21 protein-coding genes are annotated in these 16,268 nt (G+C 49.8%); 1 reads left to right on the top strand and 20 read right to left on the bottom strand.

Going from position 1 to position 16,268, the window contains the following annotated elements; all coding sequences use genetic code 11:
* Window positions 1-73: 73 nt before the first annotated feature.
* Both rpoE and Q0E49_RS02580 read right to left on the bottom strand, forming a co-directional pair.
* Window positions 74-625, bottom strand: coding sequence for a DNA-directed RNA polymerase subunit delta (gene rpoE / locus Q0E49_RS02575; protein ID WP_295746377.1), 552 nt, complete (start codon window positions 623-625; stop codon window positions 74-76).
* Window positions 626-671: 46 nt separating this feature from the next.
* Window positions 672-1,094, bottom strand: a complete 423-nt coding sequence (locus Q0E49_RS02580) for a DUF1934 domain-containing protein (RefSeq protein WP_295746379.1) — start codon at window positions 1,092-1,094, stop codon at window positions 672-674.
* A 126-nt stretch (window positions 1,095-1,220) separates the two neighbouring features.
* Here Q0E49_RS02580 and Q0E49_RS02585 point away from each other — a divergent pair, with 126 nt between their 5' ends.
* Entirely contained in the window at window positions 1,221-2,567 is a 1,347-nt protein-coding gene (locus tag Q0E49_RS02585) for an HD domain-containing protein (protein ID WP_295746381.1), read from the top strand.
* Window positions 2,568-2,636: 69 nt separating this feature from the next.
* On the opposite strand, the gene Q0E49_RS02590 is transcribed toward Q0E49_RS02585, so the two are convergent.
* From Q0E49_RS02590 to Q0E49_RS02675, 18 genes are all read right to left on the bottom strand, one after another.
* On the bottom strand, window positions 2,637-2,807 hold the full coding sequence (locus tag Q0E49_RS02590; protein ID WP_295746382.1) for a hypothetical protein: 171 nt from the start codon (window positions 2,805-2,807) through the stop codon (window positions 2,637-2,639).
* A 30-nt stretch (window positions 2,808-2,837) separates the two neighbouring features.
* The gene (locus Q0E49_RS02595; RefSeq protein ID WP_295746384.1) at window positions 2,838-3,158 is read right to left on the bottom strand and encodes a hypothetical protein; all 321 of its coding nucleotides are present in this window, start codon (window positions 3,156-3,158) and stop codon (window positions 2,838-2,840) included.
* Between the two features lie 135 nt (window positions 3,159-3,293).
* Window positions 3,294-3,716 carry a hypothetical protein gene (locus Q0E49_RS02600; RefSeq protein WP_295746386.1) on the bottom strand — a complete coding sequence of 141 codons (423 nt, stop codon included), beginning with the start codon at window positions 3,714-3,716 and terminating at the stop codon, window positions 3,294-3,296.
* A 159-nt stretch (window positions 3,717-3,875) separates the two neighbouring features.
* Entirely contained in the window at window positions 3,876-4,514 is a 639-nt protein-coding gene (locus Q0E49_RS02605; protein WP_295746388.1) for a hypothetical protein, read from the bottom strand.
* 192 nt (window positions 4,515-4,706) lie between these two features.
* Window positions 4,707-5,564 (bottom strand): transporter substrate-binding domain-containing protein, encoded by an 858-nt coding sequence (locus Q0E49_RS02610; RefSeq protein WP_295746389.1) that lies wholly within the window; start codon window positions 5,562-5,564, stop codon window positions 4,707-4,709.
* 19 nt (window positions 5,565-5,583) lie between these two features.
* Window positions 5,584-6,324: an amino acid ABC transporter ATP-binding protein gene (locus tag Q0E49_RS02615; RefSeq protein WP_295746391.1), complete on the bottom strand. Its 741-nt coding sequence runs from the start codon at window positions 6,322-6,324 to the stop codon at window positions 5,584-5,586.
* 21 nt (window positions 6,325-6,345) lie between these two features.
* Window positions 6,346-7,017 carry an amino acid ABC transporter permease gene (locus Q0E49_RS02620; RefSeq protein ID WP_295746393.1) on the bottom strand — a complete coding sequence of 224 codons (672 nt, stop codon included), beginning with the start codon at window positions 7,015-7,017 and terminating at the stop codon, window positions 6,346-6,348.
* Entirely contained in the window at window positions 6,998-7,657 is a 660-nt protein-coding gene (locus tag Q0E49_RS02625; protein ID WP_295746395.1) for an amino acid ABC transporter permease, read from the bottom strand. Before Q0E49_RS02625 ends, Q0E49_RS02620 begins: the two co-directional genes overlap by 20 nt.
* A 310-nt stretch (window positions 7,658-7,967) precedes the next feature.
* Window positions 7,968-8,960, bottom strand: coding sequence for a ribose-phosphate diphosphokinase (locus tag Q0E49_RS02630; RefSeq protein ID WP_295746397.1), 993 nt, complete (start codon window positions 8,958-8,960; stop codon window positions 7,968-7,970).
* Between the two features lie 69 nt (window positions 8,961-9,029).
* Entirely contained in the window at window positions 9,030-10,397 is a 1,368-nt protein-coding gene (gene glmU / locus Q0E49_RS02635) for a bifunctional UDP-N-acetylglucosamine diphosphorylase/glucosamine-1-phosphate N-acetyltransferase GlmU (RefSeq protein ID WP_295746399.1), read from the bottom strand.
* 3 nt (window positions 10,398-10,400) lie between these two features.
* The gene (gene purR, locus Q0E49_RS02640; RefSeq protein WP_295746401.1) at window positions 10,401-11,240 is read right to left on the bottom strand and encodes a pur operon repressor; all 840 of its coding nucleotides are present in this window, start codon (window positions 11,238-11,240) and stop codon (window positions 10,401-10,403) included.
* Window positions 11,241-11,347: 107 nt separating this feature from the next.
* Window positions 11,348-12,142 carry a metal ABC transporter permease gene (locus Q0E49_RS02645; RefSeq protein WP_295746402.1) on the bottom strand — a complete coding sequence of 265 codons (795 nt, stop codon included), beginning with the start codon at window positions 12,140-12,142 and terminating at the stop codon, window positions 11,348-11,350.
* A complete protein-coding gene (locus Q0E49_RS02650; protein ID WP_295746412.1) occupies window positions 12,142-12,813 on the bottom strand; it encodes an ATP-binding cassette domain-containing protein in 672 nt (223 codons plus the stop codon). Before Q0E49_RS02650 ends, Q0E49_RS02645 begins: the two co-directional genes overlap by 1 nt.
* Window positions 12,804-13,730, bottom strand: a complete 927-nt coding sequence (locus Q0E49_RS02655) for a zinc ABC transporter substrate-binding protein (protein ID WP_295746413.1) — start codon at window positions 13,728-13,730, stop codon at window positions 12,804-12,806. The genes Q0E49_RS02650 and Q0E49_RS02655 overlap by 10 nt, the downstream gene beginning before the upstream one ends.
* Window positions 13,731-13,769: 39 nt before the next feature.
* A complete protein-coding gene (gene ispE / locus Q0E49_RS02660) occupies window positions 13,770-14,621 on the bottom strand; it encodes a 4-(cytidine 5'-diphospho)-2-C-methyl-D-erythritol kinase (protein WP_295746414.1) in 852 nt (283 codons plus the stop codon).
* Window positions 14,622-14,726: 105 nt separating this feature from the next.
* Window positions 14,727-14,984 carry a Veg family protein gene (locus Q0E49_RS02665; protein WP_295746404.1) on the bottom strand — a complete coding sequence of 86 codons (258 nt, stop codon included), beginning with the start codon at window positions 14,982-14,984 and terminating at the stop codon, window positions 14,727-14,729.
* Window positions 14,985-15,056: 72 nt separating this feature from the next.
* Window positions 15,057-15,953 (bottom strand): 16S rRNA (adenine(1518)-N(6)/adenine(1519)-N(6))-dimethyltransferase RsmA, encoded by an 897-nt coding sequence (gene rsmA, locus Q0E49_RS02670; RefSeq protein WP_295746406.1) that lies wholly within the window; start codon window positions 15,951-15,953, stop codon window positions 15,057-15,059.
* On the bottom strand, window positions 15,946-16,268 hold a 323-nt coding region (locus Q0E49_RS02675), incomplete at its 5' end, for a DUF4093 domain-containing protein (RefSeq protein WP_295746408.1). The genes Q0E49_RS02675 and rsmA, both read right to left, overlap by 8 nt.

Below are 16,268 nucleotides of genomic sequence, written 5' to 3' on the forward strand. Positions count from 1 at the left end.
AGCCTGATTAATCTCAGGCGCCCAAGAAAAATAGTACAGGGCATCAGCGATTTAGTCAAGATAAAAATCGGATTTATTCATCATCATCGTCGTCATCCAGGTCTTCATCGTTCAACTCGGACAACTGATCTTCCAAGCCTGCATCGGGAAGGTCATCATCGGTGTCGGGATTATCTTCATCAAAGTCGTCATCACTGGTGGTGTCATCATCAGTGTCATCCAGATCATCATCTTCTGGATCGTCGTTATCGTAGTCGATCACGTCATCATCGTCATCGGCTCCCGCCAAAAAGGCGTTGACCTTGCGGCGCTTCTTCTTTGGCCGTTCTTCTTCATCCTCATCATCACCAATCGTTGCTTCGTCGATTGACTCGAATGGGTACCATGAACGAAGACCCCACGTGTTGTCACCAAGGGAAATGAAGCTCCCGTCGATGTTCAAGTCGGTATAGAACTGGGAGAGTCGTTCACGAATTTCTTCGTCGCTCTTTCCCATGTACTGTTGGACCTCGTTAGTTAGGTCAACGAATGACATTCCTTCGCCATGCTGTGCAAGAATAGCATGAGCCACTTCAACCATCGACAGTTCGGACTTATCTTGGCCGTCAAAAACCTTCAGATCCAAAATGGTACACATCCCTTCAAAAAAGTCTAACCTACATCTTACATGATTAACGGTGAAATTGCAATGAAACATGGTAGGAACCAACCAGTGTTCCTGCCGACCGCAGTTCATACTTAAGCTCTAGTTGCCCCTGAGATTGGTCCCAGTCGAAAGCTACTATCAGCTGGGTAGTGTGAACCCGCAGTTCAATCGGACCATAGGCAGTCTGGTACTGGCTGGATGTCGCGTTTTTCCGGTCAAAGACCAGGTGGGTCTGGCGATCACCAGCACGCCGCAAGTGAACCCGGTCATCGTCAAAGCGGAACTGTACCGGGGTTGCGACCCCCTGCTGGTGTTCGGTATAACGTAGGTAGTGTTTGCCACCTACCGTGGCCAGCTGACCATCCTCTTCGAACGAAAAGCGCTCCGTTTGACCATCCTGGTTAATCTGCGATGTCATTTTGACCTTTACTGGAATAACCTCTTTCATGACCCATCCTCCTTTAATCGTTCCTATCTTGCCAAAGGAAGCGCGCTGCTGTCAAGCCTGCCGCCCTTGGTCTTTTACCCATCTTTGCTTATAATGTGGATAAGACATAATTGACGGAGGTATTTAATGAGTTTTTACGACGAACAACTGCGGCACGAAAAGGTTTTTCGTGACCCGATCCACGGTACCATTACCATTGATAACCAGATTATCCTGGACCTGATCAACACCCCGGAATTTCAGCGCTTGCGGCGGGTCAAACAGTTGGGAACGACCAGCCTTGTCTTTCACGGTGCTGAACACTCCCGCTTTGGTCACTGCCTGGGGGTCTACGAAATCACCCGGCGGCTTTGCGACCAGTTCCACCGTAACTACCCGAGTGAAGTCGATGGTGACGGCTTGTGGAACGATAATGAGCGGCCCGTCGCCCTTTGTGCGGCCCTGTTGCACGACCTCGGCCACGGCCCCTTTTCCCACACCTTCGAGCATATTTTCCATACCGACCACGAACTGATTACCAGGCGGCTGATTACCGACCCCTCGACCAACGTCAACCGCATCCTGAAGCGGGTTGGTGAGGACTTTCCTGACCAGGTGGCCAGCGTCATTAGTCACGACTACCCTAACCCGCAGGTAGTGTCGATGATCTCTAGCCAGGTTGACGCCGACCGGATGGACTACCTTCAACGTGACGCTTATTACACTGGTACCAATTATGGTAAGTTCGACCTAGACCGTGTTCTGCAGGTAATGCAGCCGACAGCGGAAGGGATTGCTTTTAAGATGTCGGGAATGCACGCGGTCGAAGACTATATCATTAGCCGGCTGCAAATGTACCTCCAGGTCTATTTCCACCCGGTCACCCGTTCCTTAGAAGTGATCTTGGACCACTTGTTGCAACGGGCCCACTGGCTGTATAACCACCCCGACCAGCAACGAGAGCAATTCAGTCCTGCACTGCTCATGCCGTTCTTCCGCAACAAGTTCACTCTCAGCGACTACCTGGCACTAGACGACGGGACGCTAACCACCTACTTCACTCAGTGGAAGCATTCCCGCGACACCATCCTAGCCGACCTCGCTCACCGTTTCTTGGACCGGCGACCACTGAAGTCAGCCGAGTATGATGACCAAACGGCCAAGCTCCTGCCAAAACTTCGCAAAATTATTCAGGCCTCGGGATTCAACAGTGCCTATTACACGGCTACCAACGCCTCGTATAAGCTCCCCTATGATACTTACCACCCGCAAACAGCCCAACCCCAGACACAGATTGAACTGATTCAGCCTGATGGTGAACTGGTAGAATTATCAACCGTCTCCACCCTGGTCAAGAGTGTTTCCGGCAAGGAAGCCGGCGACCAGCGTTTCTTCTTCCCCAAGGAAATGCTGTCAACTTCCAACGACCTGGAATTGTTTGCTCCCTACTACGAAGAATTCCAAAGTCATATCAAAAATAACCACGTCTGCTGAAACCAATTAGCAGCTTAGAAATGACAATCCCCCACGGACGCGTGACCTACCGCCCGTGAGGGATTATTTTTATACTCCCGACTTGAGGATCCAAAACAGAAAGAAGAAGACTGCTCCCACTCCCAGGAGGGTGGGTAAAACGCTGAACAAGCCAAGAAACGCGTTGTACAAAAACAGCACTGTTTTCACAACCAACCAGAGCAGCAAAACAGCACCAATCAGTTTGACAATAAAGGGCATCGCACACCTCACTACTTTTCTCTGGCAATACTACTTATGAAACTCATGGTCATGGTACGTCACCCGTGAACCATGTTCATCACGGGCGCCATACCTGTCAATGGTAATGTCGTGGTAGTAGCCGTCATCGCCCAGTGCTCGTTTTCGGTAACGAAGGTGGGTGGGTTCAGCCATCCCCTGATTCATGTATTTTTGTTTGGGGTTTGCTGGTTTGGCAAACATGTGGTCAATAATGGTTGACCCGCCAAACAGCCGGTAAAGGAAGTAAACAACCACGAAGGAAAGGACAGTTGTCCAGGTGTCCCACAAACTGGCCAAGAGATCCTTTAACCAGTAATAGGCGGTTACCACACCCACGTCCCCACAAAGTAAACTAAGGCAATCACACCAAGCCAAAAGACTAGCTTGATAATGAAAGAACCAAGATCGTTATTTTTGTTATTCATGATGACGCTCCCTTTCATGCATAACCACAGTACTCACTGCTTATCCCGGATAGTTATCGAGGTCAGAACCATATAGTTCTTCAACCGTCGGTGCACTATCGGTAATGCTGTCGCTGCTTGTTTGAAATCCCTGGGCAACCTTGGCCTTCGCCTGGTTCAAGAAAGCCCGATTAACTGTTACCACAACGTTGTCCTGGTTAACTGTTAATCGCAAAATGATCTTCGCATAATTGCTATTTTGTTTGCAGCGTTCAAGAAGGGCCTTCACGGCTGGATAGTCTTCGTTGTCTTCAAAAATGTTGAAAAAGGTGTGATGGAGGATGACATCCCGGTAGCGTCCAGCATTCTGCTGGTCATCGTCGACCGGCACCCGTTCTTTAATTCCCAGAAAAGTAATCTCCCTTTTTCCTTGGTAGTTTCGTTCGCCTTGACCGACTAAGATTCGCGCTTCGACTTCTCTCATCTGGATCCTCCTGAAAATTAAGTAATACATTATAGTATTCAACTAGTCGTTAAAAGTCAAGGATGAGCTTAAGAGAAGTTTGTTTGACTCGTCAAGCAAAATTAACGGGCAGTGTGCCGGTTTGATACCAGTACACTGCCCGCTATTGTTTAACATGGCTTAATTATTAACCTTCTTGACGGTCTTGGTCTGCGGATTGTAATCAAAAATTCCGACCAGGTTAGAAACGGTATGATCATCATTATCATGGCGAACTTCATAACGGTAAAGACCATTAGTGTGACTCTGGGTGATAATCTGGTAATGACTGTCGTTAAAGCCCATCTGGTTAGCAAAGGCAATGACCGCCTGGTCGTTAGCCTTGCGGTTAGCATTGGCCTGCGACTGCGTTGGGCCGCCGGTTTGTTGAACTGCCCGTGCGTGCAGTGCCTTGGTAGCAGACTGCAGCCGACTGTTGTTTGACTGGGTCGTCTTAGTTGATTCTGCCGCCTGACTGTACTGCTGGTTAGAGTAAGCATCCTGAGCCTGCAAGTAATTCTTCAGGTCGGCTTTGAGATCCTTGACCTTTTGCGACGGTGAATGAACATCATCTAAGCGGTCCAGCGCCGTTTGGTAACGGCCCTCCTTAATAAACTTCTTTGCGTCCTTAATCGCTTTAGCGGAAGGACTCAACGTTTGCTGCGACGACGAATTGCTGCTGGAAGTGCTTGTTGCCTGGTGGCTGCCACAGCCGACCAGCATTGTCCCCATCAGCAAAACAACTGCTCCACTGGCAATTCGACGATTAATCTTTTTCATAATGGACCCTCCCTTGTTCTTCGTCCCTATTTTAACAGTTAAATTTCGGACGACGACCAATGAAAAATTTTCTTAAGAATTCCTTAGTTAATTAGACCAAAAAAAACAGAAAGTTGTCAAGCCCAACTTCCTGGTTATTATTTTGGCTAGACCAGTTTTGCCGTGCCCACTTTTTCGGCTCATGAACTAGTCTTATTTACCTTGTTTTAAAACGATATCGCTTGGCTTAACTTCACTGCCGAAGTAAGGCTTGAGTTCCTGGTTGAAGTCCTTGGTAAAGAAGCCCTGCTTGTTCAGCTTGCTAATTTCATTATTGGTCCATTTGAGTAGCGAACGGTTTCCCTTCTTCACTGCCGGTGCAATGTACTGGTGAGGACCGACGCTCTTAATTCCCACCGTGTACTTCGGGTTCTTCTTGACCCAGGCGTAGAGGTAGGAGTTGTCATCTGCCAGCGCTGCTGCCCGCCCGTTTTTCAGCGCGTTAAACTGTTGGGTCTTAGAGTCGAACTTCAGCAGGGAAACGCCCTTTTGTTTGGCCGTAAAGTAGTTTTCCGCCGTTGTCCCCTTCGTCACAATCAGTTTCTTGCCCTTTAACTGGCTCAGTTTAGTAATCTTCTTGTTCTTTGGCGAAACAACCCCGACTGAGACTTTCATGTACGGCTTAGCAAAATCAACTGCCTGTTTTCTTTCTGGCGTTTCGGTAAAGTTAGCCAGGACAATGTCAGCCTTGTTAGAGTTCAGCGTGTCCACCCGGTTGTTGGCGTTAACCTGGACGAACTTTACTTTCACTCCCATGTCCTTAGCCATCTGCCGAGCAAGGGCAACGTCATAGCCAACCCGTTTGCCATCCTTGTTGACCCAGCCGTATGGCGGCAAGTCACCAAAGGTCGCCACCCGGAGGACACCCCGCTTTTTAATTGCCGCGACCGTACTGCCCTTCGCAGCAGCATTAGCAGTCGTTGACTTGAAGCCCACGGCACTCATCGTTAGCGCAGCAACACTCGCAACAGTCAAAGCAGCTTTGACGATTTTTTTCCAGTTAATTGTCATTCTCATTACTCCCTTTCACTTAATAATCCATACTGCCGAGAAATTCTACCGCCCGCTTAGTTTGCGGGTGGTCAAAGAACTGTTGACCTGGTGTTTCTTCCAAAATCTTGCCCTGGTCCAAAAATAAGACCCGGTCGGCAATTTGTGCCGCAAAGTTCATTTCGTGTGTCACGATAATCATCGTCATGTGGTCCCGATCGGCCAACTCCTTAATGATATTCAGCACACCACGGACCATCTCCGGGTCAAGTGAAGCCGTTACTTCATCAAAAAGCATCAGTTCCGGGTGCATCGCCAGTGCCCGGACAATCGCAATTCGCTGCTTTTGACCACCGGAGAGCTGTCGTGGATACGAATTGGCCTGGTCAGCGAGACCCACCCGCTTGAGCAACTCAATGGCTTCTTCTTTGACCACCGCTTCATCCTGGTGCTGAACCTTTACCGGTGCCAGGAGAATGTTTTCCATCACCGTTAAGTTAGGAAAGAGGTCGTAGCTTTGGAAAACCATCCCGATCTTCTGCCTGAGCGCCAGCCACTGCTGGTGAGTCGGTTCAACCCTCTGACCATGGAAGTAGATATTGCCACCCTGAAAATCTTCTAGACCGTTCAAGGTTCGCAACAGGGTACTTTTCCCCGAACCGGACGGTCCCAGCAGGGTTACTGCCTCACCACGGTTAATCTGAAAGTTGATGTCATAAAGGGCTTGCCAGTCCCCATAAAATTTATTCAGGTGTTCCACCCGTAATACTTCTTCTGTCATCTTGTCACCTGCTTTCCTCAGTTAATGATTGTTTGTCAGTCGTTTTGACCACCGTGATAACGGGTAGTCCACAATGAAGTAGAGGAAGAAAATCAACCCGTAAACCCAGAAAACACCTGTGGGATAGGTTTGGTTATTGGCCTCGATGATCTGCTGACCAACGTTGATCACATCCATAATGCTGATCATCATCAGCAATGAAGTCGTTTTGACCACCCGCGTTGCCAGGTTAATCGTTGCTGGCAACTCTAGCCGGAGAGCCTGCGGAAGTAAGACGTAACGAAATAACTGCCAGTCATTCATTCCCAGTGCCAACCCAGTCTCCTTCTGATGAACCGGTACCGACTCGAGCGCCCCCCGGACAATATCGCTGAATTCCGCTGACACCCACAAGGCGAAGGCGAGGACCGCCATCCACGTGGCCGGTAAATTAACATGAAACTGCCGTGGAAGGATGTAGTAAACGAGGAAGAGCAACACTACTGTCGGGACAATCCGGAAGAATTCCAGGTACAGCAATAGCAGTAAGCGAACGAACCGGTTCCGCCTGGTTCTTAACAGTCCCAACAGTGTTCCCAAGGCTAAACCAATAATCAGTGAAAGTGCTGCGATCCAGACGGCCGTCCAAAGTCCGCCCATCAGCCGTGTAAAGTTGCTCCCCTCAAATAACACGTTAATCCCCGAATGTGCCATAACGAACCCTCCTTTCCAACCAGTCGAAGAAGATAATTAACGGAATCAGGATAATGGCGTACGCGATCACCAGGACGAAAAGGTACTCATTTGATCGGTAATACATGCCAATCAAGTCGAGCGCCGTGTTAGTCAGTTCCGGGATGGCAATCACCGAGAAAATTGACGTTTCCTTAATCAAGAAAATGACGTTGGCGGCCAGCGCCGGCATACTCAATGCCAACCCCTGCCGGAAAACCACGTAACGGGCGAGCTGAAGTTTATTCATCCCGAGGGCTTCACCACTCTCAATTTGTGACTTATCAACCCCGTTAAAGCCGCCAAGAAAACCTTCTGCCATGTATGCACCACCAAGAAAAACCAACCCGATAATTCCCGCGGTTTCCGCCGACATCTTCCAACCAATCACTGGGAAGGCGTAGTACAAGAAGAATAACTGAATTAGCAACGGCGTGTTGCGCGCTAGTTCCACATATGCGGTCACTACCCGGTTGATCACCGGTACTTGAAAGTACTGAATCAGACTGCTGATAATCCCAACAACAATCGCCCCGGCGATGCCAACAAATGATAACCAGAGGGTCAATTTAAAACCGGCAATAAAGTTTGGCAGGCTTTGTGAGATGACACTCCAATCCATAACGATTACCTCCTCATTCTTATTTTTAGTAAGTAAAAGTAGCTAAAAAAAGACCTGCAAGCCCTCATCAGACTTCGCAGGTCTAATTAGTCTGGGAAACGATCCCCTTATTTTACCGACTAACTGGAATACGAATTACTGAACTTTGGGCATGTCAAATCGCTTGTTGCAACATGGACAACAAGTAGCACAAAGTTCAGCTGACAGCGCAAAGTTTAGCATGTAATTCGTCTCCTTTCTTTTTGTTAGTTTGTATTCTAATGGCATTCTCATCCGATGTCAACAACAAACCTACTTTTTCTCGGTATTTTTATTGGTCGTTCTCGTCATCCATTTCGGTAAAGCGGTTGTGGAAGAGCGGGCTCACCGGCCGGTTTTCGTTAATTCGCTTAATCGCCGACCCAATTAATGGCGCAACTGATACCTGTTTGATCTTATCAATCTGTTTTTCCGGTGTCAGTTTGATGGAGTCAGTCACGACCACTTCCTTCAGTGGTGACTTCTCTAATCGTTCGATGGCTGGTCCGGAGAGCACAGCGTGGGTGGCTGCAGCATAGACTTCCGTTGCGCCCTGCTCCATCAAGGCCTTTGAGCCGAGGGTAATTGTCCCCGCAGTATCAATCATATCGTCGAGCATGATGCACTTCTTGCCCCGAACGTCCCCGATAATATTCATAATCTGGGCAACGTTGGCACGTGGACGCCGCTTGTCAATAATGGCAATCGGTGCCTTCAAAAATTCAGCAAGTGCACGAGCACGGGTCACCCCACCGTGGTCCGGTGAGATAACGACGGCATCCTTAGCGACCCCGTTGGCGATAAAGTAGTCAGCCAGCAGCGGGGCACCCATCAGGTGGTCAACCGGAATATCAAAGAAGCCCTGAATTTGGGCCGCGTGCAGGTCGAGGGCCAGTACCCGGTCCGCACCAGCGTGTTCAATCATATTGGCAACGAGCTTCGCAGTAATTGGTTCTCGCGAACGGGTCTTCCGGTCCTGACGAGCGTAACCATAGTATGGCAAAACAACGTTGATCGTATTAGCTGATGCCCGGCGTAAGGCGTCAATCATGATCAGCAGCTCCATCAAGTTATCATTGACTGGCGCGGAAGTTGACTGGATAACGTAAACGTTATCGCCACGGATACTTTCTTCGATGTTAATCTGAATTTCACCATCAGAAAAACGGTCAACGGACAACTTGCCAAGGTCAACCCCGACATAATCGGCAATCTTTTGGGCCAGCGGGCGGTTGGAGTTGAGCGCAAAAATCTTCAACCGGTCATCAAAATAACGTTCTTTCATCGGATCCTCCAATTCAAACAATACGCATACGCTTACATCATAAGTAGTTTTGCGACAAAGCGCAACAGCTTACCACGGTAATTTTTTTGCGTAGTCCTTTTTATTTGTCTGCCGTGAACGAGCAATAGCCATGTCAAACCGGGCAGTATCATCAGTAATCGTCGAGCCAGCGGCAATGAAGGAATCCGCGGCGATGTTAACTGGTGCCACCAGGTTGGAGTTACTCCCAATAAAGGCGTGATCGCCAACGTTGGTGTGGTGCTTCTTAGCCCCGTCGTAGTTAACAAAGACCACTCCACAGCCAACATTAATGTTCTTGCCAAGGGTGGCATCCCCAATGTAGGTCAGGTGGCCAACCTTAGTCCCGTCACCAATATAAGCCTTCTTAATTTCACAGAAGTTACCAATATGAACGTTCTTGCCGATTTCAGCTTGCGGGCGCAAGTGGCTGTTGGGCCCGATATTGCTCCCGGTGTGCATTTCAGCTTCTTCCAGTGTCGATGAAATCACCTTAACATCGTCATGGATGACTGAATTCGTAATCCGGGAGTGAGCACCAATCAAACAGTCACTACCAATGACTGTCTTGCCCTTAATAACCACACCACCTTCAATCACGGTATCGCGACCAACCTTCACCCCGGCATCAATATAGGTGTGGTCAGGATCAATCATCGACACGCCCTCGCTCATCAGCTTGGTGTTAATTCGCTGGCGCATCAGTTCGTTGGCCCGGGCAAGGGCAATCCGGTCATTGACCCCCATCGTTTCGTTGAAGTCGTCATCGCGGTAGGCGGTCACAATTTCACCCTCACTCTTGAGGATTCCAATAACGTCGGTCAGGTAGTATTCACCCTGGGCGTTGTCGTTGTTAATCAGCTTCAGTGCCGCAAACAGCTTCTGGTTATCGAAGCAGTAAACACCAGTGTTAATTTCGTGAATCGCCCGTTCTTCCTTGCTAGCATCCTTTTGTTCCACGATCCGTTCAACGATCCCCACGTCGTTACGAACGATCCGACCATAGCCTGTTGGGTCAGGAGCGTTGGAAGTCAGAATTGTGGCGGCCGAATGACGCTGTTCATGGTATTCACACAATTTCTGGAAGGTCTCAGCAGTCAGCAGTGGCGTATCCCCACTGACAATAATCGTTTCACCGGTGGAATCGCGGAGCAAGTCTTCCGTTTGCATGACGGCGTGCCCGGTCCCCAACTGCTGTTTTTGCAAGGCAAAGTGGGTCCGCTTGCCGAGCGCCTCCTTAACGGTCTCAGCGCCAAACCCAACGACGGTGACAATGTTCTCAATCTTCGCTTGCTGGAGCTGCTCCAAGACATGTTCGACCATTGATTTACCACAAACCTGGTGTAACACCTTATACAGTTTGGACTTCATCCGGGTTCCTTTACCAGCTGCCAGAATAATTGCGTTTCGTTCAGTCATTTTTTATTGCTCCTTTTGGCTAAAAACATTTTCCATGTAGTTACCAGGACCAACTTCAATCGCGGAGTTGGCTGCATCCGTCGCGTGAACCTTAATCAGTGAAGTACAGTCTTTAACCAAGCGGTCACCAGTAAACTGACCCTCGGCAAAAACCGTTGACCCAACTAAGTGCGCGCCGAACTCCTTAATTAACGAGTACATCCCGTTAATCGTTCCGCCACCCTTGATGAAGTCGTCAACGACCACCACGTGAGCGCCCGCTGAAAGCGTCCGCCGCGATAACTCCATCTTCTTAATCCGGTTGGATGAGCCAGAAACATAGTTCACACTGACCGTTGAGCCTTCCGTAATATGCGAACTGTTGCGGACAATGACAAACGGTTTGTTTAAATACATCGCCACGCTCTGGGCAATTGGGATTCCCTTTGTTTCCACCGTCATCACAACGTCAACCTGGGTGTCAACATACTGCGTCGCGATTAACTGGCCGACTGCCCGTAAAATATCAGGACGGCCCAGGAGGTCAGACAAGTAGACGTACCCCCCAGGCAAAAGCCGGCTCTTATCATCAACCGCCTCTTCGAGCGAACTAATCAGTTCGCTTGCTCGCTGCTGGGAATAGCAGGGTGTAAACTCTGCCCCACCAGCTGCTCCCGGGAGCGTCGCCAGTTTGCCGACCCCCATCTTGTGGAATGTTTTGCGAACGATACTTAAATCTTCACTAATTGATGACTTAGCGGCACCGTAGCGCTCACCAAAAAACTTCAGGGAAACCAGCTCGCGCGGGTGTTCCATGAAGTAATGCGTCATATCAACTAAACGATTGCTCCGTCTAACTTTCATCGTTCAACCTTTCCTTTTCCGGACAAATAAAACAAATTACCATCAAATCATACCATAATGTTCGGCTTTTCGTCCTGCTTTTTCGGTAAAAACCTTTATTTCTCGACTTAATTATTAACCCGCCAACGATAAGCAAGTGCGCTGCAATAAATCAGCACTTCAATCGTTGCAATAAAGAAACTCACCGGCCAGTTACTTAAGTACGCTAAGTACAGGCCTAACCAGGTACCAACCAGCGAAAATAACACGGCAAGCAGCATCATCTTCGCTACCCCGTGGGTGTAGTATTTAGCGCTGGCAGCTGGCAGTGTCAGCAAAATGAAAATTAGCAGCGAGCCGACAATCTGGGCGGCGACGCTGACAGCCACTGCCACCAGGATCAAAAAGACAATTGCCAGCAGCCGCTGCGGCAATCCATTAGCCCGCGCCCCGACATCATCAAATGAATCAAACTTCATCATTCGGTAGCAAAGGAGCAAAACGACCATCACTACCACCGAGAGGATCACCAATTGCCAAACCTCAGGCAAACTAATGCCCACGACGCTCCCGAAAAGAATGCTGGTGGCCGAGCTGGCCGTCTTGTTGCTCAACGACAGGAAAAGGATCCCCAGCCCCAAAAAGAGCGCAGAGACTGCACTAATCACTGATTCACGACGGGTTTCATCACTACTAAGCTGGCCAACAATTACCGAGCTGAGGGTCGTAAATAACAGCATTCCCAGCAAGGCAGGCCACTGCATAAAAACAGCAAACGCTGCCCCGGAAAAGCCAATTTCAGACAGGGTGTGCGTCAGAAACGACATATTGCGGGCAACAACAAAGACGCCGATCATCCCACTGACCACCGCAATAATCGTCGCGGCCGCAAAAGCGTGACGCATAAAGCTTAGTTGAAACATTATTCGTCACCCTCCTCGCTGCTGGCTGGCAGCTCATTGATCGGTCCCTGTTCATATTTCTGCGGCATCAAGTGCAGGTAGCGAGTACCGTAGTGTTTGGCTAACTCCCAGTCATGAGTAATAAATAACACTGAGAGGCCCTGCTGTTGAAAACGGCTGACCAGGTCCAGTAGTTCAAACTTCATTTCGTTATCTAAACTGGCTGTGGATTCATCCATAATCAACAATTGAGGCTTGGCCAGCAGCGCCTGCGCGAGGTAAGCCCGTTGCTTTTCCCCACCGGAGGCCAAACCCAGCGGCCGTTCAGCAATCGCCGCCAATTTGGTTTGTGACAGGATTTGCTGCAACTGGTGTCGTTCGTTCCGTGATAACCAGGGACGGATTGTGTTGGGCAGGTTCAGCGCTACAAAGTCACGGATGGACAAGGGGTATTCGGCGTCAAGGTTGCGAAACTGGGGGACGTAGCCAATCCGTAATCCCGCTTGCTGATTGATGGTTCCCCCCTGCGGTGCTAAAAAGCCCAGCAAAGAACGAACCAGGGTGGTTTTTCCCACACCATTTTCCCCAATGACAACCAGGAAATCACCTTGGTTAATAGCAAAGCTCAGGTCACGGACAACCACGTGGCTGCCATAACCGAGCGTCAAATGATCGGCTGAAATTAGTGCGATGTCGAACCCTCCTTCTCCTGAATGCGAATCAATTGCTGATACTCACCAAGCAGCCACTTCACGTCGCTAATCTTTTGTGGCTTTGTTTCAGTCACCTTGAGGACGGGGACATTTGATTGGTGCGCCAGCTGGACCAAGTTCTTAATGGTCTTCCCACTGCTCTGGGTATTTTCCACCAAAAAGGCAACGCGGTGATGAACGAGGTCCTCTTGCAGTTGCCGAACGTCGGCTGGCGAGGGATCACTACCGTCTTCGATAGCCTTGGCAAAATGCGGGTCACTAATCGAATAACCTAAGTCTTTCAGGGCATAATCAAAGACCGGCTCGGTAACAGCGACCCGCTTATTAGCAGCCCGCCGAGCATTCTTCTTGGCGGTCGCAATTGCCCGCTGAACTGGAGCTAACTGCCGCTTAAAACGACGCGCATTGGCGTGATAATTTGCTGCGTGGTCAGGGTCAATTTGAGAGTATTGCGTGGCTAGTCGGTCGGCTAGGCGGGGGAGGGTCGATGGTAGGTACCACACGTGCTCGTTGTCACCCGCGTGTTTAGCAGCCACCTGCCGCGCAACGTTAATCATCGTTAACCGATGACTATTGCTAGCCACGAGCTTGTTCAGCCAGTAATCGTAACCAAGGCCGTTGACCACCACAATATTTGCCCGGGCCACTGTTTCGGCCTGAGCTGTTGATGGCTGATAATCGTGGGGGTCCACTGCCGTACTATTAATTAGCGTCGTGACTTGACCATGTTGGCCAGCCACCGCCCGGGCCACGCTGCCATAAACACCAAGACTGGTAACCATCCTCACCGGCTTTTGACGGTGAAAAGTTGGTCGCCAGTCAGTAATCATCAAACACAAAATGACCGCTAAGAAGGCGGTTAGGCCTGTCACCCCACGGATAAAGCGGTCATGCATTAATCGTTTCAACACGACAAGTTCGTCCCCTCATCATTCTTATAACAACATCACCCGGTACACTTCGCGACAAAATCCCCGCAAGCCGTTTTCAACCCGGCGCGCGCGGGATTCATTATGACAGAGGGCAAAGACTGTCGGCCCCGTCCCGCTCATTTGTGCCGCATCAGCACCAAGCCGGATCATTTGTTCCTTGATTTTAGTAATTTGCGGGTACTGGGCCGCCGTCACCGGTTCTAAGACGTTGCCCATGTACTGAAAGGTTGCTGCCCATTCGCCTGCCTTAATTTTTTCGATCAGCTTATCAACCTGCAGGTGCTGAATCTGTTCATAGTTAATTTGTCGCAAAATGGCCGGAGTCGACACGCTAATCTTTTGTTTTGCGATCACCGCCCAGTAGTGCGGAAAAGCCGGTAATAGGTCAACTCGTTCTCCATGTCCGGTAACGTGGGCCGTCTGACTGTAAATGCAGTAAGGCACGTCAGAATCAATACTTAGTGACAGCCGCGCCAACTCATGTCGGCTGAGACCCAGCTGCCAGATTTGATTAAGCGCCCTTAAAACTGCTGCTGCATCACTAGAGCCCCCACCAAGGCCAGCGGCCACCGGGATCTTCTTTTTAATCCGAATCGTCACCCCATCAGTGCGGTGAAAACGACTGTGGAGGATATGAGCGGCCTGGAAAGCCAGGTTTCGCTGGTCATTTGGCAGGTAACAACTATCAGTAAAGACACGGATCGTCCCTGGTTGCTGGTGGGTCTCGACGGTAACATAATCCGCTAAATCGACCGACGTCATGACCATGTCCCAGCGCGGCAAGCCATCGAAATAGCGCATCGGCGTGTCGAGCGCCAAGTTAATTTTTGCTGGCGCTTTTTCCTGCAGCTTCATCAAGACTCACCCCCTCCTCGTTCGGATTTTCTCCTAAATTATACAGATGACTGGTCCATCGTTTCAACAATAATGAAAAAGAAGCCGCGGATTTTCCACGACTTCTTATTCTTCAACTTCAGCGGCAGGAAAATCCACCACAATTTCCTTGGTTAAAATGTCGGTATAGGTATAAGAAACATGATCCATCGTCCCAATTGCTGATTCAGGAGACAACTTAATCACGAAAATAGCGGGATACGTTTCGGCAATCACGCCACGTTGTTTCTTGACCCGGTTGCGGCCTAGCTGCGCAGTTACCAGCACTGCTTGGCCCTTCTCTGCATTAATACGCTCTTTAATGCCATCAATTGTGTTTGGCACGTAATTCACCTCGTGTGAAACAGTATACGCGCGTTTCACAAAAGTGTCAATTTGAACATATGTTATGGCAAACTAGCTGATCAGTTGCGCATTGTGAAGACCATTAGTGAGGTCGATAAACTGCAGCAGAGTCAGCTTTTCTGGCCGAAGCTGAGGGTCAATCCCTAACTGTTCCAGAACAGCTGTCGCCTTCGCCAACACCGCCGCGTCCTTCCCAAAGAGGCTCTTTAAGTTATTGCGCAAGCTCTTCCGCCGATGAGCAAAACAACCACGAATAACCTTAAACAGTGCTTGCTGGTTAAACGGCAACCGTGCTAGTGGTTGCTGGCGGGGAGTGATCGTCACAATGGCGGAATCAACGTTTGGTGCTGGGACAAACGAATGCCGTGAAACACCAAATGCCAGTTGCGCCTGCCCGTGGTATTCAATTGCTAGTGTTAGGGAGCCGTATTGCTTGGTCCCCGGCTTAGCCGCCAAGCGTTCGGCCACTTCTTTTTGCATCATCACGCAGATACAGTCAAAATTAACCGGACTAGCTAGTAACCCCATCAGGATGGGACTGGTAATGTAGTATGGCAGGTTAGCAACCACCTTGAGCGGTTTTTGCGGGTCAGAAAAGTGCTGCTGGATCAATTCTGGCAAATTGGCCTTTAACACGTCCTGGTTAACCACCGTCACGTTGTCATACGGTGCTAGAACATCATCCAGCACCGGTAGCAGAGACTGGTCAATCTCCAGGGCCAACACTTGTCCCGCAGCTAGCGCCAGTTGTTCAGTTAAGGCGCCAATTCCGGGGCCAATTTCGATCACATTGTCGTCGCGACTGATATTAGCGGCCGCCACGATTTTTTTCAGCACGTTGACGTCGGTGAGGAAGTTTTGACCGTAGCTCTTCTTGGCGCGGATGCCATATTTCTTCAAGATTTCCTGGGTCCGGCCGAAACTGCCGATCGCTGTCTGTTTACTCACGAGTTTCCTCCTCTTCGATCGTCTTCATCGCTTGGTCAAAGTCAGACCGGCTCACTTGAAACATATTGAGCCGTTTCAGCAGCTGCTTACCATTACCATAACCAATATTGAGCAACTGGCCTAGTCGTTCCCGACGATACCTAGCACGGGAAGAACCAACCAGTCCCGCCCGGATCAGATCACTCTTTTGCCAGCTCGACTGCTGACCAGTCATCGTGGTGTAGAGGTGGGCTAACGCCGCTTTAATGACTGCCGGATCAGCATGTTCAACGCCCAGACTGCCAGTCGTCGTCCCCGGCACACCCTGTGCACGAG

Origin of the sequence: uncultured Limosilactobacillus sp., assembly GCF_934202235.1 — a bacterium.
GTDB lineage: Bacteria > Bacillota > Bacilli > Lactobacillales > Lactobacillaceae > Limosilactobacillus.